The 21,612-nt window shown below is 36.0% G+C and carries 36 protein-coding genes; 30 read left to right on the top strand and 6 right to left on the bottom strand.

Annotated features, from left to right (window positions below; translation table 11 throughout):
• Positions 1-33: 33 nt before the first annotated feature.
• From Q0A18_RS09805 to Q0A18_RS09790, 4 genes are read right to left on the bottom strand one after another with little or no spacing between them, the layout of a single operon-like run.
• Positions 34-837 (bottom strand): hypothetical protein, encoded by an 804-nt coding sequence (locus Q0A18_RS09805; protein ID WP_292009965.1) that lies wholly within the window; start codon positions 835-837, stop codon positions 34-36.
• Positions 838-846: 9 nt separating this feature from the next.
• Entirely contained in the window at positions 847-1,578 is a 732-nt protein-coding gene (locus tag Q0A18_RS09800; RefSeq protein ID WP_292009964.1) for an MIP/aquaporin family protein, read from the bottom strand.
• Positions 1,579-1,606: 28 nt separating this feature from the next.
• Positions 1,607-3,103: a glycerol kinase GlpK gene (glpK, locus tag Q0A18_RS09795; RefSeq protein WP_292009963.1), complete on the bottom strand. Its 1,497-nt coding sequence runs from the start codon at positions 3,101-3,103 to the stop codon at positions 1,607-1,609.
• A gap of 17 nt (positions 3,104-3,120) precedes the next feature.
• The gene (locus Q0A18_RS09790; protein WP_292009962.1) at positions 3,121-4,716 is read right to left on the bottom strand and encodes a glycerol-3-phosphate dehydrogenase/oxidase; all 1,596 of its coding nucleotides are present in this window, start codon (positions 4,714-4,716) and stop codon (positions 3,121-3,123) included.
• A gap of 104 nt (positions 4,717-4,820) precedes the next feature.
• Between Q0A18_RS09790 and Q0A18_RS09785 the strand changes: the two genes are divergently transcribed.
• On the top strand, positions 4,821-5,594 hold the full coding sequence (locus tag Q0A18_RS09785) for a DeoR/GlpR family DNA-binding transcription regulator (protein WP_292009961.1): 774 nt from the start codon (positions 4,821-4,823) through the stop codon (positions 5,592-5,594).
• A gap of 56 nt (positions 5,595-5,650) precedes the next feature.
• On the opposite strand, the gene Q0A18_RS09780 is transcribed toward Q0A18_RS09785, so the two are convergent.
• Both Q0A18_RS09780 and Q0A18_RS09775 read right to left on the bottom strand, forming a co-directional pair.
• Positions 5,651-6,094: a GNAT family N-acetyltransferase gene (locus Q0A18_RS09780; RefSeq protein WP_292009960.1), complete on the bottom strand. Its 444-nt coding sequence runs from the start codon at positions 6,092-6,094 to the stop codon at positions 5,651-5,653.
• 16 nt (positions 6,095-6,110) lie between these two features.
• Complete coding sequence (locus tag Q0A18_RS09775; protein WP_292009959.1) at positions 6,111-6,503, bottom strand: rhodanese-like domain-containing protein; 393 nt, start codon at positions 6,501-6,503, stop codon at positions 6,111-6,113.
• A 107-nt stretch (positions 6,504-6,610) separates the two neighbouring features.
• On the opposite strand from Q0A18_RS09775, the gene Q0A18_RS09770 reads away from it, so the two are divergent.
• The 29 genes from Q0A18_RS09770 (at position 6,611) to rplQ (ending at position 21,598) form a co-directional block, all read left to right on the top strand.
• A complete protein-coding gene (locus Q0A18_RS09770; RefSeq protein WP_292009958.1) occupies positions 6,611-7,561 on the top strand; it encodes a LysR family transcriptional regulator in 951 nt (316 codons plus the stop codon).
• A 171-nt stretch (positions 7,562-7,732) separates the two neighbouring features.
• Positions 7,733-8,359 (top strand): 50S ribosomal protein L3, encoded by a 627-nt coding sequence (rplC, locus tag Q0A18_RS09765; protein WP_292009957.1) that lies wholly within the window; start codon positions 7,733-7,735, stop codon positions 8,357-8,359.
• Positions 8,350-8,979, top strand: a complete 630-nt coding sequence (rplD, locus tag Q0A18_RS09760) for a 50S ribosomal protein L4 (protein ID WP_292009956.1) — start codon at positions 8,350-8,352, stop codon at positions 8,977-8,979. The genes rplC and rplD overlap by 10 nt, the downstream gene beginning before the upstream one ends.
• Before the next feature lie 3 nt (positions 8,980-8,982).
• Entirely contained in the window at positions 8,983-9,273 is a 291-nt protein-coding gene (rplW, locus tag Q0A18_RS09755; protein WP_089754637.1) for a 50S ribosomal protein L23, read from the top strand.
• 21 nt (positions 9,274-9,294) lie between these two features.
• Positions 9,295-10,116: a 50S ribosomal protein L2 gene (gene rplB, locus Q0A18_RS09750; protein ID WP_292009955.1), complete on the top strand. Its 822-nt coding sequence runs from the start codon at positions 9,295-9,297 to the stop codon at positions 10,114-10,116.
• A gap of 2 nt (positions 10,117-10,118) precedes the next feature.
• Positions 10,119-10,397, top strand: a complete 279-nt coding sequence (gene rpsS / locus Q0A18_RS09745; RefSeq protein WP_002983209.1) for a 30S ribosomal protein S19 — start codon at positions 10,119-10,121, stop codon at positions 10,395-10,397.
• Between the two features lie 2 nt (positions 10,398-10,399).
• Entirely contained in the window at positions 10,400-10,798 is a 399-nt protein-coding gene (gene rplV / locus Q0A18_RS09740) for a 50S ribosomal protein L22 (RefSeq protein ID WP_089793295.1), read from the top strand.
• Positions 10,799-10,805: 7 nt separating this feature from the next.
• Complete coding sequence (rpsC, locus tag Q0A18_RS09735; RefSeq protein ID WP_292009954.1) at positions 10,806-11,558, top strand: 30S ribosomal protein S3; 753 nt, start codon at positions 10,806-10,808, stop codon at positions 11,556-11,558.
• A gap of 98 nt (positions 11,559-11,656) precedes the next feature.
• Positions 11,657-12,082, top strand: coding sequence for a 50S ribosomal protein L16 (gene rplP / locus Q0A18_RS09730; protein WP_292009953.1), 426 nt, complete (start codon positions 11,657-11,659; stop codon positions 12,080-12,082).
• A 12-nt stretch (positions 12,083-12,094) separates the two neighbouring features.
• Positions 12,095-12,283, top strand: coding sequence for a 50S ribosomal protein L29 (rpmC, locus tag Q0A18_RS09725; RefSeq protein WP_292009952.1), 189 nt, complete (start codon positions 12,095-12,097; stop codon positions 12,281-12,283).
• An 11-nt stretch (positions 12,284-12,294) separates the two neighbouring features.
• A complete protein-coding gene (rpsQ, locus tag Q0A18_RS09720; protein ID WP_292009971.1) occupies positions 12,295-12,552 on the top strand; it encodes a 30S ribosomal protein S17 in 258 nt (85 codons plus the stop codon).
• Between the two features lie 2 nt (positions 12,553-12,554).
• The gene (gene rplN / locus Q0A18_RS09715) at positions 12,555-12,923 is read left to right on the top strand and encodes a 50S ribosomal protein L14 (protein WP_002983226.1); all 369 of its coding nucleotides are present in this window, start codon (positions 12,555-12,557) and stop codon (positions 12,921-12,923) included.
• A 20-nt stretch (positions 12,924-12,943) separates the two neighbouring features.
• On the top strand, positions 12,944-13,270 hold the full coding sequence (rplX, locus tag Q0A18_RS09710) for a 50S ribosomal protein L24 (RefSeq protein WP_292009951.1): 327 nt from the start codon (positions 12,944-12,946) through the stop codon (positions 13,268-13,270).
• A 12-nt stretch (positions 13,271-13,282) separates the two neighbouring features.
• Positions 13,283-13,834: a 50S ribosomal protein L5 gene (rplE, locus tag Q0A18_RS09705; protein WP_292009950.1), complete on the top strand. Its 552-nt coding sequence runs from the start codon at positions 13,283-13,285 to the stop codon at positions 13,832-13,834.
• A 3-nt stretch (positions 13,835-13,837) separates the two neighbouring features.
• On the top strand, positions 13,838-14,107 hold the full coding sequence (rpsN, locus tag Q0A18_RS09700; RefSeq protein ID WP_007839501.1) for a 30S ribosomal protein S14: 270 nt from the start codon (positions 13,838-13,840) through the stop codon (positions 14,105-14,107).
• Positions 14,108-14,252: 145 nt separating this feature from the next.
• On the top strand, positions 14,253-14,651 hold the full coding sequence (gene rpsH, locus Q0A18_RS09695) for a 30S ribosomal protein S8 (protein ID WP_292009949.1): 399 nt from the start codon (positions 14,253-14,255) through the stop codon (positions 14,649-14,651).
• Positions 14,652-14,668: 17 nt separating this feature from the next.
• Positions 14,669-15,214, top strand: coding sequence for a 50S ribosomal protein L6 (rplF, locus tag Q0A18_RS09690; protein WP_292009948.1), 546 nt, complete (start codon positions 14,669-14,671; stop codon positions 15,212-15,214).
• Between the two features lie 14 nt (positions 15,215-15,228).
• On the top strand, positions 15,229-15,582 hold the full coding sequence (gene rplR, locus Q0A18_RS09685; RefSeq protein WP_292009947.1) for a 50S ribosomal protein L18: 354 nt from the start codon (positions 15,229-15,231) through the stop codon (positions 15,580-15,582).
• 19 nt (positions 15,583-15,601) lie between these two features.
• On the top strand, positions 15,602-16,123 hold the full coding sequence (gene rpsE / locus Q0A18_RS09680) for a 30S ribosomal protein S5 (RefSeq protein ID WP_042721505.1): 522 nt from the start codon (positions 15,602-15,604) through the stop codon (positions 16,121-16,123).
• An 11-nt stretch (positions 16,124-16,134) separates the two neighbouring features.
• On the top strand, positions 16,135-16,311 hold the full coding sequence (gene rpmD / locus Q0A18_RS09675) for a 50S ribosomal protein L30 (RefSeq protein WP_029297759.1): 177 nt from the start codon (positions 16,135-16,137) through the stop codon (positions 16,309-16,311).
• A 19-nt stretch (positions 16,312-16,330) separates the two neighbouring features.
• A complete protein-coding gene (rplO, locus tag Q0A18_RS09670) occupies positions 16,331-16,780 on the top strand; it encodes a 50S ribosomal protein L15 (RefSeq protein WP_292009946.1) in 450 nt (149 codons plus the stop codon).
• Positions 16,781-16,789: 9 nt separating this feature from the next.
• Positions 16,790-18,169 carry a preprotein translocase subunit SecY gene (gene secY, locus Q0A18_RS09665; protein WP_292009945.1) on the top strand — a complete coding sequence of 460 codons (1,380 nt, stop codon included), beginning with the start codon at positions 16,790-16,792 and terminating at the stop codon, positions 18,167-18,169.
• A gap of 3 nt (positions 18,170-18,172) precedes the next feature.
• Entirely contained in the window at positions 18,173-18,388 is a 216-nt protein-coding gene (gene infA / locus Q0A18_RS09660) for a translation initiation factor IF-1 (RefSeq protein WP_089793277.1), read from the top strand.
• A 113-nt stretch (positions 18,389-18,501) separates the two neighbouring features.
• Entirely contained in the window at positions 18,502-18,618 is a 117-nt protein-coding gene (gene rpmJ, locus Q0A18_RS09655) for a 50S ribosomal protein L36 (RefSeq protein WP_007839480.1), read from the top strand.
• Positions 18,619-18,627: 9 nt separating this feature from the next.
• Positions 18,628-19,005, top strand: a complete 378-nt coding sequence (rpsM, locus tag Q0A18_RS09650; protein WP_002983260.1) for a 30S ribosomal protein S13 — start codon at positions 18,628-18,630, stop codon at positions 19,003-19,005.
• A gap of 12 nt (positions 19,006-19,017) precedes the next feature.
• A complete protein-coding gene (gene rpsK, locus Q0A18_RS09645) occupies positions 19,018-19,407 on the top strand; it encodes a 30S ribosomal protein S11 (protein WP_292009944.1) in 390 nt (129 codons plus the stop codon).
• Positions 19,408-19,426: 19 nt separating this feature from the next.
• Positions 19,427-20,035, top strand: a complete 609-nt coding sequence (rpsD, locus tag Q0A18_RS09640; protein ID WP_292009943.1) for a 30S ribosomal protein S4 — start codon at positions 19,427-19,429, stop codon at positions 20,033-20,035.
• A 33-nt stretch (positions 20,036-20,068) separates the two neighbouring features.
• Positions 20,069-21,064, top strand: a complete 996-nt coding sequence (locus Q0A18_RS09635; RefSeq protein WP_292009942.1) for a DNA-directed RNA polymerase subunit alpha — start codon at positions 20,069-20,071, stop codon at positions 21,062-21,064.
• A 6-nt stretch (positions 21,065-21,070) separates the two neighbouring features.
• Entirely contained in the window at positions 21,071-21,598 is a 528-nt protein-coding gene (gene rplQ / locus Q0A18_RS09630; RefSeq protein ID WP_292009941.1) for a 50S ribosomal protein L17, read from the top strand.
• The last annotated feature ends 14 nt before the right edge of the window (positions 21,599-21,612 follow it).

The following is a 21,612-nucleotide window of genomic DNA, read 5'->3' as shown; positions in this document are numbered from 1 at the left end:
TAGCTTTTAATATAGAGAGTTTATTATTTGAATTTAAAATACAGTAGCAGCAAGTTGTATTCTTGCAAATTTCTGAGACGGATTCCACATCACCATCATCATTAAAGGAAGGCTGTAATGCTCAGATAATTTAAGAGTCTTGTCAGCTTTTAAACCCATGTTCACAACATCGAAACTGTTCTCTCCATTTCCATAAAGAAAAGTGCTGCTGTTTAAGGCAAAGCCTGCTCCTACAAAAGCATTCAGGTTTACTTTTTTGCCGGTAATTACCGGATAGCTTGCCTGAACGTAAGTGGAATATCTGTTACTTTTATATTTTCCGTCTGGTTTCAGCTTGATCTCTCCGGAATTGGCACCTCCATACAGCATGATGTCGGCTTCAATATTAAGAGGAAATGATTTTCCAAAAGTATAATTGGTTCTCAAATCGATAATATGGGATGTTCTCCTTGATGAATAATTGAAAATATCATTCGATGCCACTTCGGTGTTGATATTTCTTGAATTAAATAAATCCCATAATCCAATGTAAAAGCGATCATTAGAATACTGGATATAATAATTAATCTCTTTGTAATGGGTTCCATCACTGTCGTCCGAAAGAGAAGAAGCTCCCCATATTCCGATTTTCCATTTTTTGTCTTTATCTAAAGCATAGGAAAGGTTTCCCATTACAACAGGTTTGTCAGTAATAATTAATCCTCTCCAAAGGTGGTTATTCTGAATATTGGCAGTAAAGTCCAGTCTGCTTTCCTCCTCTGGTTTTTCGGCTTCTTGAGCCAACACGTTCCCTATGCCCAGTATTCCCAGGCATACAATCATTAAAAGTCGTTTCATCTGTATATTTTAGTTTAGTAATCCATAAAGAATAGCGGCTAAAGCAGCACCGAAAATAGGACCGGCAATAGGAACCCATGCATATCCCCAGTCACTGCTTCCTTTGATAGGAAGAATGGCGTGCATAATTCTTGGACCTAAATCTCTGGCAGGATTAATAGCATATCCGGTAGTGCCTCCTAAGGATAAGCCGATCACCCAAACTAGAAAAGTAACAGGTAATGCACCTACGGTTCCTAATCCTATTTTCGCGTTAGGATCGGTATGTAAAGAAATACTTGGATCTGAAAAATGGTAGATGACGAATATAAGAACAAAGGTTCCGATAATTTCACTGATCATATTGGATAAAGGCTTTCTGATTGCGGGTATTGTGCTAAAACAGGCAAGTTTATCTTCTTCATTTTCTGTAATGGCAAAATGATCTTTATTGAAGAGCCATACAAGAAAGGCCCCAAGCATGGCGCCAATCATTTCGGCGGCTATATAGGTGGGTACGAGATTCCATGAAAATTTTCCTGCAAAAGCGAGACCTAATGTGACAGCGGGATTCAAGTGAGCACCACTTATGGGTCCGGCTACTGAAACACCTACAAAAACTGCCAGTGCCCAGGCGGTGGTAATAACAATCCAGCCTGAATTATTTCCTTTGGTTCCTTTTAATACAACATTGGCTACTACACCGTTTCCTAAGAGGATCATGAGCATGGTGCCAATTATTTCTGCTGCGAATGGAGTCATATATTTCGATTTTATTTTGTGAGAGTTTCTATTCTTCTATCCAGTTTTGAGAACGAGCCACAGCTTTATGCCAGGAAAGGATCATTTTATCAGATTTTTCTTTTTCCATCTCCGGATGGAAGTCTTTGTCAACGATCCATTGAGACTGAATATCATCGATACTTTTCCAGTAGCCAACAGCTAAACCAGCAAGATAAGCAGCTCCTAGGGCGGTTGTTTCCAGAATTTTAGGCCGTGTAATTTTAAATCCGAAGAGGTCGGACTGTATCTGCATCAGAAGATCGCTTGAAGAAGCTCCTCCGTCTACTCTTAATTCAAGACTTGCTCTTCCTGAGTCTGCTTCCATGGCTTTCACAATATCCAGCACCTGGAATGCAATACCTTCTAAAGTGGCACGGGCAATATGTCCCCCCGTAGTTCCACGGGTAATTCCTACAATGGTTCCACGGGCATACTGATCCCAATAAGGAGCACCTAATCCTGTAAGGGCCGGGACGAAATAAACTCCTCCATTGTCCTTTACGGTTTTGGCTAAGCTGTTAACTTCATCGGCAGAATTGATGATGCGTAGATTATCTCTTAACCATTGAATCGCTGCACCTCCTACAAATACACTTCCTTCCAGAGCATAAGTAACCTGTCCGTTTATTTTCCAGGCAACAGTAGTAAGAAGATTATTTTTAGACTCTACAGCTTCTTTTCCGGTATTCATTAATAAGAAACATCCTGTTCCGTAAGTGTTTTTAACCATTCCCGGTTTTGTGCACATTTGTCCGAATAAAGCAGCCTGCTGATCTCCTGCAATACCTGCGATCGGGATTTTTGTTGAGAATAGAGTAGTAGCTGTTTCCCCATAAACTTCACTGCTTTGTTTGATCTCAGGAAGCATGGTTTTCGGGATAGTAAATAATCTCAGCAATTCTTCATCCCACTCCATTGTATGAATATTGAGAAGCATGGTTCGGCTTGCATTTGAAACGTCGGTAATGAACATCTTTCCACGTGTCAGTTTCCAGATAAGCCAGGTATCGATGGTTCCGAAACATAATTTTCCGGCTTCAGCTTTTTCCCTTGCACCTTCTACATTATCCAATATCCATTTTATTTTGGTCGCTGAGAAATAAGCGTCCAGAATAAGGCCTGTTTTCTTTTTGATCGTATCTGTATAGCCTTCTTCTTTCAGAGTATCGCAATATTTGGAAGTTCTTCGGTCCTGCCATACAATAGCATTATATACGGGCTCACCCGTTTCTTTATCCCAAACAACGGTAGTTTCACGTTGGTTGGTGATTCCTATTGCAGCAACTTCAAGCCCGGAGATCCCGGCCTTAGCGATGACTTCTGCTGCCACGGATATCTGGGAGGACCAGATTTCATTAGGGTCGTGTTCTACCCATCCCGGAGTGGGAAATATTTGTTCGAAACTTTTTTGAGACATATATTCTATTTCCCCATTATGATTGAATAGAATGGCCCGTGATGATGTTGTCCCCTGGTCTAAGGCCAGAATTAATTTGTCACTCATATTTTTATTTTTGGATATTAATTAAGATTTGTATTAGGAGAATAAGGGGTTAATAAATAACCTTTAGCCAATTCAATAAATTCTTTTTCCTGTTCATCAGCCCATTCCTGTGGAAGCTGTCTTTCTTCAGCAATAATAGATGCTATTTTGTGAGCGCAGTCTATAGCTGCTCTTGCATCCAGAAATAGAAGTCTTACCCTTCTTGCCAGCACATCTTCTACTGTTTCTGCCATTTCATGTCGTATAGCCCAGATAACTTCTGCAACGGTGTAAGGATGCTCAGGGTGTATTTTCTCCGAATATTTCGGATTGCTTTTTTGTAAAGACTGTATTTCAGGAATATCTGAACCGTAAACGTACAAATGGTTACTTCTGTCTACTTCTTCAGGCTTTACATTTCCATGAATAGATAATCTTTCTGTATTAGATGGAACTGATTTCATATTATGTACCTGAATGGCTTTATCAATGGTATCTTCAGCCATTTTACGGTAAGTGGTCCATTTTCCTCCTATAATAGAAACCAAGCCTGTATCTGATGTAATTACTTTATGGCTTCTGGATACTTCTTTTGTATTTTTACCTTCATCTTTAGGTGCGGCAAGAGGTCTCAATCCTGCGAAAACAGATTTTACATCTTCTCTGGTAGGTTTTTTGGAAAGATATTGTCTGGCGGTTTCCAGTACAAATTTGATTTCAGATTCCAGTGCATGAGGCTCAAAGCTTGGATTGTCTAAGAGTGTATCAGTAGTTCCTACTAAAGCTCTGTCATGCCAAGGTACAACGAATAGAACTCTACCATCCGATGTTTTAGGAATCATAATGGCTTCATCACTCTTAAGGAAAGATTTATCCAAAACTAAATGTATTCCCTGGCTGGGTACCACAAATTTACCATGTTTCGGATTGTTCATATTAAGGATGTCGTTCGTAAATACCCCTGTTGCATTGATTACTACCTTAGCCCGTATTTGATATTGTTTCTTTGAGAATTGATCTTCTGCAATTACTCCGATGACTTTGTTAGAGTCATTTTTAAGCAAGTTAACCACCTTTAAATAATTAATGGCACTTCCACCTTTTTCAATAATGGTCTGACTAAGATTGATAGCAAGACGTGCGTCATCAAATTGTCCATCCTGATAAACCACTCCGCTCGCAAGATTCTTTTGCTCTATAGTAGGAAGTTTTTCTATGGTTTTCGATTTACTGATATATTGTGTTTTTCCCAGACTTAATTTTCCGGCAAGAAAATCATAAATCGAAAGTCCTATCTTATAATAGATACCGCCCCACCATGTGTAATTCGGGATAATGAAAGATTGATTTTTCACGATATGAGCTGCATTATGAGCAAGGAGACCTCTTTCTTTTAATGCTTCTTTTACTAGTCCGACATCTCCCTGAGCGAGATATCTTACACCGCCATGAACCAACTTTGTGCTTCTGCTGGATGTTGCCTTTGCGAAATCATGAGATTCAAGTAACAGAGTTTTAAATCCACGGCTTGTAGCATCCAATGCTGAGCCTAAGCCGCTTGCACCCCCTCCGATAATGATGAAGTCCCATTCCTGAATTTGTGCTAATTTATTTAGTTCTTCATTTCGTTTCATAATGTTTCGATAAGTTTCTTATTCAAAAATATAAATTTAAAATGAAACCAAAAAGAAAATAATTGAAATTTTTTAGTTTCTTAGAAAAGTGATAATTTTGGGGTATGGAAAAGCTAATACCTAGGCACAGCGATATATTAAAAGAATTGGATGAAAAAGAATATGTTCTGGTGCAGGATTTATGCGAGAAATTTAATGTTTCTTCGGTTACGATCCGAAAGGATTTAAACTATTTAGAAAGTCTGGGGTTGTTGTTCAGGAATCATGGCGGAGCAAGTAAGCATGTAAGATATGCTTACGAAAAAAATGTAAATGAGAAGGAAAACATCAATGTGGAAGCTAAGCAAAACGTTGTTAAAGCTGCCATTGAGCTTATTCAGGAAAATGATTGCATTATACTGGCTTCAGGAACAACAATGCATTATTTTGCGAGAATGCTGGTGAGTTTTACTCAGCCCCTGACTGTTCTTACTTCATCTTTAAGAGTAGCACTTGAGCTTTGTAATAATCCTAATATTAATATTATTCAGTTAGGAGGCGAAGTAAGGAAAAGTTCTACCTCTATTGTAGGGTCTATCTCGGAAAATATTTTGAGACAGTTTTCCTGTAATACCCTTTTCTTGGGGGTTGATGGTATCGACTTGGACTTTGGAATCAGTACTTCCAATGCTGCAGAAGCTCATTTAAATCAGTTAATGATAGATTGTGCGGATAAAGTGGTTGTGTTGGCAGATTCGTCCAAACTCAATAAAAAGGGCTTTGGAAAAATAGCTCCGCTGGATAAAGTCGATTACCTGGTGACCAATGAAGGGATACAGATGGAAGATAAAAAGAAACTGGAGGAAATGGGAGTTTGTGTTATTGTTGCTGCGAAATAGATAGAAATTATCATATAATTTAAAAATAGAGATTATAAACATAATCTCTATTTTCTTTATATTTTCCAAGTAAATCTTTCTTTAGGTTTTCTCTCTGCCCCAAGCTGATCATAAAACAGAATAGCTTTTTTATTAAAATGGGGAGTTTGCCATTGAATAATGGAACAATTGTTAGATTGGGCGTAGTCTTTTACGATTTCCATTATCTGTTTTCCGATGCCATTGCCTCGTATTTTTTCTATTAAATATAGACAATCGAGATAGATATATTGATCGGCTTCCCATGTAGAAAACTGTTTGAAAAAAGTAGCATATCCTACAATTTCAGAATGATGCTCCACAACCAGGCATTTTAAATTTAGATCTGAATCGAAAATAAATTCATACAAAAGGTCCCTTTTGTTTTTTTCTTCGAAATTACTTCCTTCATAATGAGCATGAGCTTTGCATAGCTCAACAATGGATATAAGATCACTTTCTTTTGCGTATCTTATTTCCATATATCTCTTTCACTTTTTAGCATGTACATCCGAATGTTGAATTTTTAGATTGATGTGATCCTTCTGTATCGTAGCCGTCAAATTTCCACCATTCTATCCCACCCATAAGTTCCTTTACATTGAATCCTAGTTTTGTCATGTTTAATGCTCCTTTTGTAGAAGCATTACAACCGATTCCGTCACAATAGCATACATATGTTTTTGATTTGTTAAGATGACGGGTGGTTTCTTCATTCATGTCTCTATGGGGAAGATTAATTGCTCCCGGAATATGTTCTTTCTCATAACCGGAAGGCTGCCGGGTATCAATAATGATATAATCAGAATTATTTTGAATGGCTTTGTATAGATCAGAAGAATCTATTTCATACGATAGCTTTTGTTCGTAAAATTGAATTTGTTGTTGCATAATTATAAGGTTGATTTGTTTTACAAAATTATGCTTAATGTACTTTTCCTTTCAGTATCGAGATTGAAAAGAGTTCAGTTCAGAATGAAATGTTCTCAATGAACTTTATGGAGATATTCATTAATTTTGCAAAACCTATGGAGATCAAATTTTTGAAACTTGTAAAGACAATAGAGGAAGAAGGGAGTATTGCCAATTCTTCGGAGAAGCTTTTTTTGACACAATCGGCTTTGAGTCATCAACTCAAAGAGTTGGAGATTCAGCTTGGGTTCAAAGTCTTTCATCGGGCACGGAATAAGTGGGAACTTACAGAAGAGGGACGTGAGCTTTACAAAGTAGCATGTGATGTTATTAATAGTATTGAAGATGGATTTAATACCATAAAAAAAATAAGAAGTGGCTCGGCGGGAAAAATCAAAGTGAGCACAGAGTGTTATTCATTTTATCAGGGGTTACCTGTCTTTATCCAGAAAATGGGTGTTTTGTATCCCGAAATAGAAGTGGATTTGGTTCTGGAAGCTACTCATAAACCTATTTTGAAGATAGAATCAAAAGAAATTGATATTGCCATTGTGACCTCAAAGCCATCGGTGAATAAAGAATTAATATATATTCCGGTTTTTGAGGATGAGGTTTTTGCAATTCTCCATCAGGAAAATAAGTTGAATCATTTGGAATATATAAAAGCTGAAGACTTTTCGAAAGTTCATCTGATTGTTCATTCTTTTCCATTGGAAACGGTTGCTGTTTACGAGCATATTTTAAAACCTAGTGGAATAACACCGTTGAAAATTTCAGCAGTCCCCTTAACGGAAGTAACGCTGGAAATGATTGGCGCTAATATGGGGGTAACCTGTATGCCGAAATGGGCTTTGGGATTATTTAAATTATCCGATGAATTAAGGCTTAAAAGAATTGGAGAAAATGGTTTTAAGAGAAAGCATTATATCGTAGTAAGAAAATCTGACTTGGATAAAAAATATATACAAGATTTCATTTCATATTTTGAAGAAGAATATCGCGGAAGCTTCGTTGATTTTTCTAAGCGGATGAGCTAATTGATTAAAAATCAAAATATTTTACTCGAAATATTTGTCAAATTAAAAAAAATCCATACATTTGCACACTCATTTTAGGGGCGTAGTGTGCCTATATCAAAAGTAGAAATCACTTCAGATCTCTTTAAAATGATGATAAACAGAAAGATAAATTTTATTATAATATAAACAATGTCAGGTATTATTGGTAAAAAAATCGGTATGACATCTTTGTTTAACGAAGAAGGGAAAAATATTCCTTGTACAGTTATTCAAGCAGGTCCATGCTCGGTTTTACAGGTCAGAACCTTAGAAAAAGACGGTTATAAAGCTGTTCAATTAGGTTTCGATGACAAGAGTGAAAAGAACGTTGGTAAGGCGTTAGCTGGTCATTTTAAAAAGGCTGGTTCTGCTCCTAAAGCTAAATTAGTAGAATTCTACAGAGAGTTCGTTGATGAAGTAAAAGTAGGAGAAGAAGTGAAAGTTGATCTATTCGCTGAAGGTGAATATGTAGATGTAACAGGTACTTCTAAAGGTAAAGGATTCCAAGGGGTTGTTAAAAGACACAATTTTGGAGGAGTAATGCAGGCAACTCATGGTCAGCACAACAGACTTAGAGCTCCAGGTTCTATCGGTGCTGGTTCAGACCCTTCAAGAGTATTCAAAGGGATGAGAATGGCCGGAAGAATGGGAGGTAAGCAGGTAACTGTTCAAAACCTTCAAGTGTTAAAAGTTGATCAAGAACAAAATCTTTTAGTAGTAAAAGGTGCTGTTCCGGGAGCTAAAAATTCTTATGTAATTATCAGAAAATGGAACTAGTAGTATTAAATACATCAGGAAAAGAGACCGGAAGAAAAGTAACTCTAGACGAAACGGTATTCGGAATTGAGCCAAATCAGCACGCGGTTTACTTAGAAGTTAAACAGTACCTTGCAGCACAGAGACAAGGGACTCATAAAGCAAAAGAAAGAAGCGAAATTACTGCTTCTACTAAAAAACTTAAGAAGCAAAAAGGATCTGGTTCTGCTAGATATGGTGATATCAAATCTCCAACTTTCAGAGGTGGGGGTAGAGTATTCGGACCAAAACCAAGAGATTACAGATTCAAATTGAACAAAGCTCTTAAGAGATTAGCTAAAAAATCTGTTTTATCTCAGAAAATGAGAGATAACAGCATTAAAGTTTTAGAAGATATGAGCTTAAATGCTCCTAAAACTAAAGATTTCATTACATTATTGAATGCTTTGGCATTAAACGGTAAAAAGTCTTTGTTTATTCTTCCTGAAGCTAACAAGAATGTGTATTTATCTTCAAGAAACTTACCTAAAACTAAAGTAATGAACTTTAACGAAGTTAGTTCTTACGATTTAGTAAACGCAGGTGAAGTTGTATTCTTCGAAGGTGCAGTTGAAAAATTCCAGGAAAATTTAAAGAAATAAATCATGTCAGTTATTATTAAACCAGTTATTTCAGAAAAGGCTAATTACCTTACGGATTTAAGAGGGTCTTATTCTTTCTTGGTGGATACTAAAGCGAATAAAATCCAGATTAAAAAAGCTGTAGAAGCAGCTTACGGTGTAAAAGTAGCAGACGTTAATACAATGATTTATGCTCCGAAGGTTTCTTCGAAATACACTAAGAAAGGTCTTCAAGTAGGAAAGACAAACAAATTGAAAAAAGCGGTAATCAAACTTGCTGAAGGAGAGGTTATCGATATTTTTGCTGTAAATTAATTATAATTATAAATAATAGTAATGTCTGTTAGAAAATTAAAACCTATCACCCCGGGACAGAGATTCAGAATTGTTAACAATTTTGAGGAAATTACTACCAACAAACCAGAGAAATCTCTAACAGTTGGTATTAAAAAGTCAGGTGGACGTAACCAAACAGGTAAAATGACCATGCGTTACACCGGAGGTGGACACAAAAAGAAATACAGAATTATTGACTTCAAAAGAAACAAAGCAAACGTTGAAGCCACTGTAAAATCTGTAGAATACGATCCAAACAGAACTGCATTTATTGCTTTATTAGAATATGCTGATGGAGAAAAGAGATATATCATCGCTCCAAATGGTATCAAAGTAGATCAGAAAGTAGTTTCAGGAGAAAGCGTAGAACCGAATATCGGTAACGCAATGAAATTGAGAAATATTCCATTGGGTACTGTTATTTCTTGTGTTGAAATGAGACCTGGTCAAGGGGCTATTTTAGCAAGAAGTGCTGGTTCTTCAGCTCAATTAACTTCAAGAGACGGGAAATATGCAATCATTAAATTGCCTTCAGGAGAATCAAGAATGATTCTTGTAGAATGTATGGCAATGATTGGTTCAGTTTCTAACTCTGATCACCAATTAACAGTATCAGGTAAAGCTGGTAGAAGCAGATGGTTAGGTAGAAGACCTAGAACAAGAGCGGTAGTAATGAACCCAGTAGATCACCCAATGGGTGGTGGGGAAGGACGTTCTTCAGGAGGTCACCCAAGATCTAGAAACGGTATGCCATCTAAAGGTTACAAAACTAGAAAGAAAAACAAAGTGTCTAACCGTTACATCGTATCTAAAAGAAAATAATTATGGCAAGATCACTTAAGAAAGGACCGTTCATTCATCATACTTTAGATAAGAAGGTTCAGGCAAATATAGAGTCTGGTAAGAAGACAGTTATCAAAACTTGGTCTAGAGCATCTATGATCTCTCCGGACTTCGTAGGACAAACTATTGCTGTACACAACGGGAAATCTTTTATCCCTGTATATGTTACAGAAAACATGGTTGGTCACAAGTTAGGCGAATTTTCTCCAACAAGATCTTTCAGAGGTCATGGTGGTAACAAAAACAAAGGAAGCAGATAATCATGGGATCAAGAAAACAAGATAGCGCAATCGCAAGAAAAGAAGCAAACAAGGACGTTGTTAAAGCTTCATTAAATAACTGCCCATCTTCTCCGAGAAAAATGAGATTAGTTGCTGATATCATTAGAGGAGAGCAGGTAGATAAAGCTCTTTATATCCTAAAATATTCTAAAAAAGAAGCTTCTAATAAATTAGAAAAATTACTTCTTTCTGCTATTGCAAACTGGCAGACTAAAAACGAAGGTGCTGATATTGAAGAAGCAAACCTTATCGTTAAAGAAATATTCGTGGATAGTGCAAGACAATTGAAGAGACTAAGACCAGCTCCACAAGGAAGAGGGTATAGAATCAGAAAAAGATCTAACCACGTTACATTAATCTTAGGTAATAAAGAAAATTAATCAAGGTATGGGACAGAAGACAAATCCAATTGGTAACAGATTAGGTATCATCAGAGGATGGGATTCTAACTGGTTTGGTGGAAACGATTATGGAGACAGAATCGCTGAAGACTACAAAATCAGAAGATACCTTGAAGCTAGATTATCTAAAGGTGGTATTTCAAAAATTTATATTGAAAGAACTTTAAAATTAGTTACAGTAACTATTACTACTGCTAGACCGGGACTTATCATCGGTAAAGGAGGTCAGGAAGTTGATAAATTAAAAGAAGAGTTGAAAAAGATTACTGATAAAGATATCCAGATCAACATCTTTGAAATCAAAAGACCTGAATTAGATGCAGTTTTAGTTGCTGATAGTATTGCTAAGCAAATTGAAAACAGAATTTCTTACAGAAGAGCTGTTAAAATGGCAATAGCAAGTACAATGAGAATGGGAGCTGAAGGTATCAAAGTTCAAATCTCTGGTAGATTGAACGGAGCTGAAATGGCAAGAAGCGAATCTTTCAAAGACGGAAGAATTCCATTGTCTACTTTCAGAGCTGATATTGATTATCACATTGCTGAAGCTCACACTACTTATGGTAGACTAGGTGTGAAAGTTTGGATTATGAAAGGTGAAGTTTACGGTAAAAGAGAACTTTCCCCACTAGTAGGACAACAGAAAAAAGGAGGTCAGTCAGACAGAGGAAACAGAGGAGGAGACAGAGACAACAGAAGACCTAGAAAAAATCATAACAACAATAACAATAATAATTAAAATTTTAGATTAGAAGTTTTGAATTTTAAATTACCGTTACTTTTTTAAAATTAAAAAAAATCTAAAATCTAAAATCTAAAATCTAAAATTTAGAAATTATGTTACAACCAAAAAGAACCAAATTCCGTAGAGTTCATAAGATGAAAATGAAGGGGAATGCCCAAAGAGGTAGTCAACTTGCTTATGGAACTTTCGGGATTAAGGCTACAGAAGGAGCTTGGATCACTGCAAGACAAATTGAAGCTGCACGTATCGCTGCGACAAGATATATGAAGAGAGAAGGTCAGTTATGGATCAAAATCTTCCCGGATAAACCGATTACTAAAAAACCAGCTGAAGTAAGGATGGGTAAAGGTAAAGGTGCTGTGGAATATTGGGTAGCTGTAGTAAAGCCAGGAAAAATCATGTTCGAAATAGGAGGTGTTCCTTACGACGTGGCAAAAGAAGCATTAAGACTTGCTGCACAAAAACTACCTGTAGTTACTAAATTCATAGTTGCTAACGATTTTGTTAAACCTCTTTAATCTTTGAATACAATGAAAAAAGCTGATATTAAAAATTTAAGCGCGGGAGATATTCAAAATAAATTAGCTGAAACTAAAGCTCAATATTCAAAATTGAAATTGGCTCATAAAATCAGCCCAATTGAAAACCCGATTCAAATCAGAGATTTGAGAAAGACGATCGCAAGACTAAATACAGAGTTAAACACTAAACAACAATAAGATTTTCATACATTATGGAAAGAAACTTAAGAAAAGAAAGAATCGGAATAGTTTCCAGCAATAAAATGGAAAAGACCATTGTTGTAAGTGAGACTATGAGAATGAAACACCCGATGTACGGTAAATTCGTTTTGAAAACGAAAAAATATACTGCACATGACGAGAACAATGAGTGCAACGAAGGAGATACAGTTCTTATCCAAGAAACTAGACCTTTGAGCAAAAGTAAGAGATGGAGATTAGTAAGAATCATTGAAAAAGCTAAGTAATAATGTTACAAACAGAATCAAGATTAAAAGTTGCTGATAACACAGGTGCTAAAGAAGTATTAGTTATCAGAGTTCTGGGAGGAACCAGAAGAAGATATGCTTCAGTTGGTGATAAAATCGTTGTTACTATCAAAGATTCTACACCATCAGGAAACGCTAAAAAAGGTCAGGTATCTAAAGCTGTAGTAGTAAGAACTAAAAAAGCAGTAAGAAGAAAAGATGGTTCATACATCAAATTCGATGACAATGCTTGTGTATTACTAAATGCAGCAGGAGAAATGAGAGGAACTCGTGTTTTCGGACCGGTTGCCCGTGAGTTGAGAGATAAAGAATATATGAAAATCATTTCATTAGCTCCTGAAGTACTTTAATTTTTAAAATTTTTAAAGAAATGTCAAAGTTAAAAATAAAAAGAGGAGATAACGTAATCGTAACTACAGGTAAGAAAGGTCTTAAAGGTAGTACAGGTGAAGTTATTGAAGTGATCAAGAAAGAAGGAAGAGACCCTAGAGTTATTGTTGCAGGACTTAACATCGTTAAAAAACACGTTAAGCCTTCAGCTTCAAACCCTCAAGGTGGAATTACAGAGAAAGAAGCTTCTATTCATATCTCAAACGTAGCTTTAGTTGGTAAAGACGGAAAAGCTATCAAAGTAGGTTATAAAATCGACGGAGATAAGAAAGTAAGAATCAACAAAAAAACGGGTGAAACTTTATAATTTGAACAAAACATGGAATATATAGCAAGACCCAAAAAAGCATATAAAGAGAAGATTGTTCCAGCAATGATGGAAGAATTTGGATATAAGTCAATCATGCAGGTACCTAAATTAGAGAAAATTGTTATCTCTCAAGGTTTAGGAGATGCTACTGCTGATAAGAAAATTATCGACTATGCTGTAGAAGAATTAACAAACATTACAGGACAAAAAGCCGTAGGTACTATCTCTAAGAAAGACGAAGCTGCTTTTAAACTAAGAAAAGGTATGCCTGTAGGTGCTAAAGTTACTCTTAGAGCTCACAAAATGTATGAGTTTTTAGATAGATTAACTTCTTCTGCATTGCCAAGAATTAGAGATTTCTCTGGTATTAAAGCTGATGGTTTCGATGGTAGAGGTAATTATAACTTAGGTATTACTGAGCAAATTATCTTCCCTGAGATCGTAATCGACAAAGTGAAAAAAATCCAAGGGATGGACATCACTTTCGTTACAACTGCGAAAACAGATAAAGAAGCTAAAGCATTATTAACTCACTTCGGTTTACCATTTAAAAAGAACTAAGAAATGGCTAAAGAATCAATGAAAGCGCGTGAGCGCAAAAGAGAAGCACTAGTTGCTAAATACGCTGACAAAAGAAAAGCTTTAAAAGAAGCTGGTGATTATGAAGCTCTTCAGAAATTACCTAAAAATGCTTCCCCTGTAAGATTACACAACAGATGTAAATTAACAGGTAGACCAAGAGGATATATGAGAACGTTTGGTATTTCCAGAGTAACTTTCAGAGAAATGGCAAATAACGGTCTTATCCCGGGAGTTAAAAAAGCTAGTTGGTAACAATTACTTAATAATCGAGACAACTAAGTTGTTTAGAAACTAAAAATAAAAGATATCAGATGAATGAGTTTTCTGAAGTCTGATATCTTCAATTTTCAAGTCTTTTCAAAACTGGCTGTCTTTAACCAATAATTTAAAAAGAAAAATGGTAACAGATCCAATTTCAGATTTCCTAACAAGAGTAAGGAACGCACAAAGCGCAGGCCACAAAGTGGTGGAAATTCCTGCATCGAAAATCAAAAAGGAGATTACAAAGATCTTATTTGATCAAGGTTATATTTTAAACTATAAGTTTGAAGATAACGCTGTTCAAGGTTCGATCAAAATCGCTTTAAAGTATGATAAACAAACTAGCAAGCCTGCTATCAAGTCTATTCAAAGAGCTTCAAGACCAGGTTTGAGACAGTACAAAGGTTCTACTGAACTTCCAAGAGTACTGAACGGTTTGGGTGTAGCTATCATCTCTACTTCAAGAGGAGTAATGACTGATAAGAAAGCTAGAGAAGAGAAAGTAGGCGGTGAGGTAATCTGCTATGTTTATTAATTTTTAATCAAAGGAAAATGTCAAGAATTGGTAAAGCAATTATAACTATTCCTGCAGGAGTTACAATCACTGAAAAAGATGGTGTAGTAACTGTAAAAGGAGCTAAAGGAGAACTTTCTCAAGAGCTTACAGCAGGAATTACTTTAGAGCAAAAAGATGGAGAACTGAACGTAAACAGACCATCTGAATCTAAGCAACACAGAGCGCTTCACGGTTTATACAGAGCGTTAATCAACAATATGATTGTTGGTGTTTCAGAAGGTTTCGAAAAGAAACTAGAATTAGTAGGGGTAGGATACAGAGCTTCTCACTCAGGTCAAAAACTTGAGTTAGCTTTAGGATTCTCTCACGGTATCGTATTAGAACTTCCAAGTGAAGTGAAAGTTGATACATTGACTGAAAAAGGTAAAAATCCAATTATTACTTTAACGTCTCATGACAAACAACTTCTGGGAATGGTAACTGCAAAGATCCGTTCTTTCAGAAAGCCTGAACCATACAAAGGAAAAGGTGTAAGATTCGTAGGAGAAATTGTTAGACGTAAAGCTGGTAAATCTGCTTAATAAATTATAAGAAAATGGCATTAAGTAAATTAGAAAAAAGAATAAGAATCAAAAGAAGAGTAAGAGGAAAAATCTCTGGATCTTCTGAATTGCCAAGATTATCTGTATATAAAAGTAATAAGGAAATTTACGCTCAGTTAATCGACGATAAAAGTGGTAAAACTTTAGCAGCAGCTTCTTCAAGAGAAAAAGGTGTAGATGCTAAAGGTACAAAGAGTGAAGTTTCTGCTGCTGTAGGTAAAGCAATCGCTGCTAAAGCTAAAGCTGCAGGAATTGAAAATATAGTGTTTGATAGAAACGGATTCGTATATCACGGAAGAGTTAAAGCTCTAGCTGATGGTGCGAGAGAAGGAGGACTTAAATTCTAATCATTAAATTTCGGAAAATATGTTAGGACTAGATAATATAGAAAGAGTAAAACCGGGAGGATTAGAATTAAAAGATCGTCTCGTAGCTGTTAACAGAGTAACAAAAGTAACTAAAGGAGGTAGAGCTTTCGGATTTTCTGCTATTGTTGTAGTAGGTAATGAAGAAGGTGTAATCGGTTTTGGTTTAGGGAAATCTAAAGAGGTTGCTTCTGCAATTGCTAAAGCAGTTGAAGACGCTAAGAAAAACCTTGTAAAAGTTCCTGTAATGAACCATACTATTCCTCACCAAACTACTGCTAGATACGGTGGTGCAGATATCTTCTTAAGACCTGCTTCTCACGGTACAGGGCTTATCGCCGGTGGTGCGGTAAGAGCAGTATTGGAATCTGCTGGTATTCACGATATCCTTTCAAAATCTAAAGGATCTTCTAACCCTCACAATGTGGTGAAAGCTACTTTCAAAGCGTTATTGGATATCAGAAGACCTGAAGAGATCGCTAGAATGAGAGGAGTTTCTCTAAGTAAAGTGTTTAACGGTTAATATATAAAACAATGGCAACAATCAAAGTAAAGCAAGTAAGAAGCGCTATTGGAAGAACAAAAACCCAAAAGAGAACGCTTGAAGCATTAGGATTAAAGAAACTTCACCAAGTTGTAGAACATGAAGCTACTCCTTCTATCTTAGGAATGATAGCTGCAGTTAGTCATTTACTTGAAGTTCAAAAATAATTTTTAAAATAATTTTAAAATGAATTTAAACAACATAAAACCAGCTGCAGGATCTACTTTCAATTCAAAAAGAATTGGTAGAGGACAAGGTAGCGGAAAAGGAGGTACTTCAACAAAAGGACATAAAGGTCAAAAATCAAGAGCCGGTTATTCTCAGAAAATCGGTTTTGAAGGAGGTCAGATGCCTTTACAAAGAAGATTACCGAAATTCGGTTTCAAAAATATTAACAGAAAAGAGTTTAGAGGAATTAACCTTGATACTATCCAGACTTTAATCGAGAACAAATCCATAACTGGAGATATCACGAAAGAAGTTTTAGTAGAAAACGGATTAATTTCTAAAAACGAATTAGTGAAAATTATGGGTAGAGGAGAATTGAAATCTGCGGTTTCAATCTCTGCTGACAAATTCACTAAATCTGCTGAAGAGCTTATTGCTAAGGCAGGTGGAAAAGCAATTACCTTATAATAATTACTAATGAAAGAATTTATACAAACCCTTAAAAATATTTGGAGCCTAAAAGAATTAAGAGAAAAAATTCTCTTTACTTTAGGAATTATCCTTGTGTATAGATTCGCATCTTATATCTCGTTACCTGCGATTAACCTTGCAGAAGTAGGAGATCTCTTAGAGCATTATAAAAATCAGGGCGGTAACAAGCAAGGAGCAGGTCTCCTTGGCTTGCTTTCGTCTTTTACGGGGGGAGCTTTCAGCCACGCTTCCGTAATGGCGTTAGGTATTATGCCCTATATTTCTGCTTCCATTATAGTTCAGTTGATGGGAATGGCTATTCCTTATCTTCAGAAACTTCAAAAAGACGGAGAGTCAGGTAGAAATACATTGAACCAAATTACAAGATGGTTAACTATTGGAGTTTGTTTAGTACAGGCACCTTCATACTTAACTTCTATCACTCAATTATTCTTACCATATGCTCAGTTCCAATCTGCATATTATGTAGAGCCTAATTCAATTATGTTCTGGTTGCCAAGTATTGTAATCTTGGTAGGAGGTTCTGTATTTGCAATGTGGTTAGGAGAAAAAATTACCGATAAGGGAATTGGAAATGGTATTTCCATTCTTATTATGGTGGGAATTTTATCCAGACTACCAGAAGCATTTGTACAGGAAATGGCAGTACAAAACGGAAAAGGAGGGATGGGATCTATCATGATCCTTATTGAAGTATTATTCTGGATGCTGGTAGTTCTTCTCGCAGTAATATTATCAGTTGCTGTAAGAAAAATTCCAATTCAGTATGTAAGTAGAGCTCAAGCAAGAGGAGGTGTAAATAGAAATCTTATGCAGGGAGCAAGACAGTGGATTCCATTAAAAGTTAATGCAGCCGGTGTAATGCCGATCATCTTTGCTCAGGCTTTGATGTTCGTACCTGGTTTATTAACCAAGTTTGATGAATCTAATACTTTTCTTGCAGGTTTCAAGAATGTTTTTAGCTGGCAGTACAATGTATTGTTTGCACTGTTGATTATTATCTTCTCATTCTTCTATACGGCAATCACAATTCCAGTTAACCAGATGGCTGATGACCTGAAGAGAAATGGAGGATTAATACCGAAAGTAAGACCCGGTAAAGAGACCGCTGATTATTTAGATGATATTTTATCAAAAATAACCTTGCCAGGTGCAATATTTTTATCTATCTTTGCAGTCCTTCCGGCAATTGTACACGGAAGCTTTGTTCAGACAGATGCGTTCGCCTTATTTTTCGGGGGAACGTCCTTATTGATTATGGTTGGAGTTATTTTAGATACCGTTCAACAGATTAATACATATCTGCTGAACCATCACTATGATGGCTTAATGCAGTCTAAATTATCAAGATCGACTGGATATTAATTTATGGCAAAACAAAAACATATTGAACAGGACGGCGTAATAGTTGAAGCACTCTCAAACGCCATGTTCCGCGTAGAACTTGAGAATGGGCATGTGCTTATTGCTCATATTTCTGGGAAAATGAGAATGCATTATATTAAGCTTTTACCTGGTGATAAGGTGAAATTAGAAATGTCTCCCTATGATTTAACAAAAGGGAGAATCACATTTAGATATTAAAAAAACAAATGCCAAATGGAGTCTTCAGATTTCCGTTTGGCTATTGTTGAAAAATAAATACTATTAATGAAATCGTAAGATTCATTTGTCAGTAAAAAAAATAAATATTTCAAATGAAAGTTAGAGCATCAATTAAAAAAAGAAGCGCTGATTGCAAGATAGTACGTAGAAAAGGAGTATTGTTTGTAATCAACAAGAAGAACCCAAAATTTAAACAAAGACAAGGCTAATATTAAATTATGGCGAGAATTGCAGGTATTGATTTACCAAAAAACAAAAGAGGCGTTATCGGTTTAACTTATATCTACGGAGTTGGAAGAAGTACTTCTTCTGAAATCCTTAAGGCTGCCGGTATCAGCGAAGATAAGAAAGTCAACGAATGGAATGACGATGAATTGGCTGCAATCAGAACTTATATCTCTGAAAACGTAAAAGTAGAGGGAGAATTAAGATCTGAAGTGCAATTGAACATTAAAAGATTAATGGACATAGGATGCCAACGAGGAATACGTCACAGACTAGGATTACCTTTAAGAGGCCAGAGAACGAAAAATAACTCTAGAACCCGTAAAGGAAAGAGAAAAACTGTTGCTAACAAGAAAAAAGCTAGTAAATAATCGTTAGGAATTATGGCAAAACAAACTAAAGTAGTTAAAAAAAGAAAAGTAAAAGTTGAAGCTATTGGTGAAGCGCATATTCAAGCTTCTTTCAATAACATCATCATTTCTTTAACAAATAAAAACGGAGAAGTAATTTCTTGGGCGTCTGCCGGTAAAATGGGATTCAGAGGTTCTAAAAAGAATACTCCTTTTGCTGCTCAGATGGCAGCTGAAAATTGCTCTGCTGTAGCTCATGAAGCTGGATTAAGAAGAGTAAAGGTGTTTGTGAAAGGTCCAGGTTCTGGTAGAGAATCTGCAATCAGATCTATTCACAATTCAGGAATTGAAGTTAGTGAAATCGTTGATGTGACTCCAATGCCACACAATGGATGTAGACCACCAAAAAGAAGAAGAGTTTAATTTTTAGAATTTACCCATTATGGCAAGATATATTGGACCTAAAACTAAGATTGCTAGAAAATTTGGTGCTGCAATCTACGGAGACGATAAAAACTTCGAAAAAAGAAAGAACCAACCACCGGGACAACACGGACCGAACAAAAGAAGAGGTGCTAAAAAATCTGAATATGCAGTTCAGTTAGCAGAAAAACAAAAAGCTAAATATACTTACGGTATTTTAGAAAAACAATTCGCAAACTTATTCGATAAAGCACACAGAAGTAAAGGAGTAACAGGGGAAGTTCTATTGCAACTTTGCGAATCTAGATTGGATAACGTAGTGTACAGATTCGGTTTTGCTAAAACCAGATCTGCAGCTAGACAATTAGTTTCTCACAGACACATTACTGTAAATGGAGAAATTCTTAATATCCCTTCGTATTTGGTAAAAGCAGGTGATGTAATCGCTGTAAGAGAAAAGTCTAAGTCTCTTGAAGTTGTTACCAACGCTTTAGCTTCTAAGTCAAACTATGAGTGGTTACAATTCAACGATGAGAAGAAAGAAGGTACCTTCGTTTCTGCTCCTGAAAGAATCCAGATTCCGGAGGATATCAAGGAGAATCTTATTGTCGAACTTTACTCTAAATAATTTTTTAATCAAATTTTTGCTCAACCCAATAATATGGCAATTTTACAATTCATAAAACCCGATAAAGTAATATTACTTAACTCTGATGAATTTAAAGGTCAATTCGAATTCAGACCATTAGAACCAGGTTTCGGGCTTACAATCGGTAATGCTTTGAGAAGAGTGTTGCTTTCTTCTCTAGAAGGATACGCTATTTCATCTATCAAAATAGAAGGTGTAGAGCACGAATTTTCAACTATCCCGGGAGTAATCGAAGATGTTACCGAAATTATTCTTAACCTTAAGCAGGTAAGATTAAAAGCTGCAGCAGAAAGCCAGCCTAATGAGCAGGTAGTGGCTAAAGTTTCAAGTCAAACGGTTATTACTGCTGGAGATTTAGGAAAGTCTATCAACGGATTTGAAATATTGAATCCTGATTTGGTGATCTGTAACCTAAACAAAGATGTAACTTTCGAAATTACCTTCAATATAGAAAAAGGTAGAGGGTATGTTCCTTCTGAACAAAATAAGTCTAATAATGCACCGGTTGGTACTATTGCAATAGACTCTATTTTTACACCAATTAAGAAAGTACAATACAGTATTGAAAATTATCGTGTAGAGCAAAAAACAGACTACGAAAAACTTGTATTAGATATAGAAACTGATGGTTCCATCAGTCCTCAAAATGCTTTAACAGAAGCTTCTAAGATATTAATTTATCACTTCATGTTGTTCTCCGATGAGAGAATCACTCTTGAAACTGAAGCTGTAAAAGCGTCTATCCAATACGATGAAGAAACACTTCATACAAGACAACTTCTTAAATCTAAACTAGCAGATATGGATCTTTCAGTTAGAGCTCTTAACTGTCTTAAAGCTGCAGAAGTGGAAACACTTGGAGAATTAGTTTCTTACAGTAAGTCTGATTTGATGAAATTCAGAAATTTTGGTAAAAAATCTTTGACAGAACTAGAAGAATTAGTGCATTCAAAAGGTCTTAACTTCGGTTTCGACGTTGCAAAATATAAGTTAGACGCTGATAAATAATTAATAATGAGACACGGTAAAAAATTCAATCACTTAGGAAGAACAGCTTCTCATAGAAGTGCTTTACTTTCTAATATGGCTTGTTCTCTAATTGAGCATAAAAGAATCAACACTACTGTAGCTAAAGCAAAAGCTTTAAGAGTATATGTTGAACCTTTATTGACAAAAGCAAAAGAAGATACTACACATAACAGAAGAGTTGTTTTTTCATATCTTCAAAATAAAGAAGCGGTTTCTGAATTATTCAGAACTGTAGCTCCTAAAATCGCTGAAAGAAACGGTGGTTATACAAGAATCATCAAAACAGGTTTCAGACCAGGGGATGCTGCTGATACTGCTCTTATCGAGTTAGTTGACTTCAACGAGCTTTACAATCCAAATGCGGAAGAGAAAAAAGCGACAAGAAGAAGTAGAAGATCTACAACTGCTAAAAAAGCTGAAGCTGTAGTAGCAGAAGCTCCTAAAGCAGAAGAAAAAGTTGAAGAGCCTAAGGTAGAAGCAACAGATTCTACTGAAGAAAAAACTGAAGAATAATATATTCATTCAGC

Origin of the sequence: Chryseobacterium sp. (assembly GCF_022712095.1) — a bacterium.
Classification (GTDB): Bacteria; Bacteroidota; Bacteroidia; order Flavobacteriales; family Weeksellaceae; genus Chryseobacterium.
Note: the sequence above shows the minus strand (reverse complement) of the source record. Positions and strands in the feature narration are given on the sequence as shown.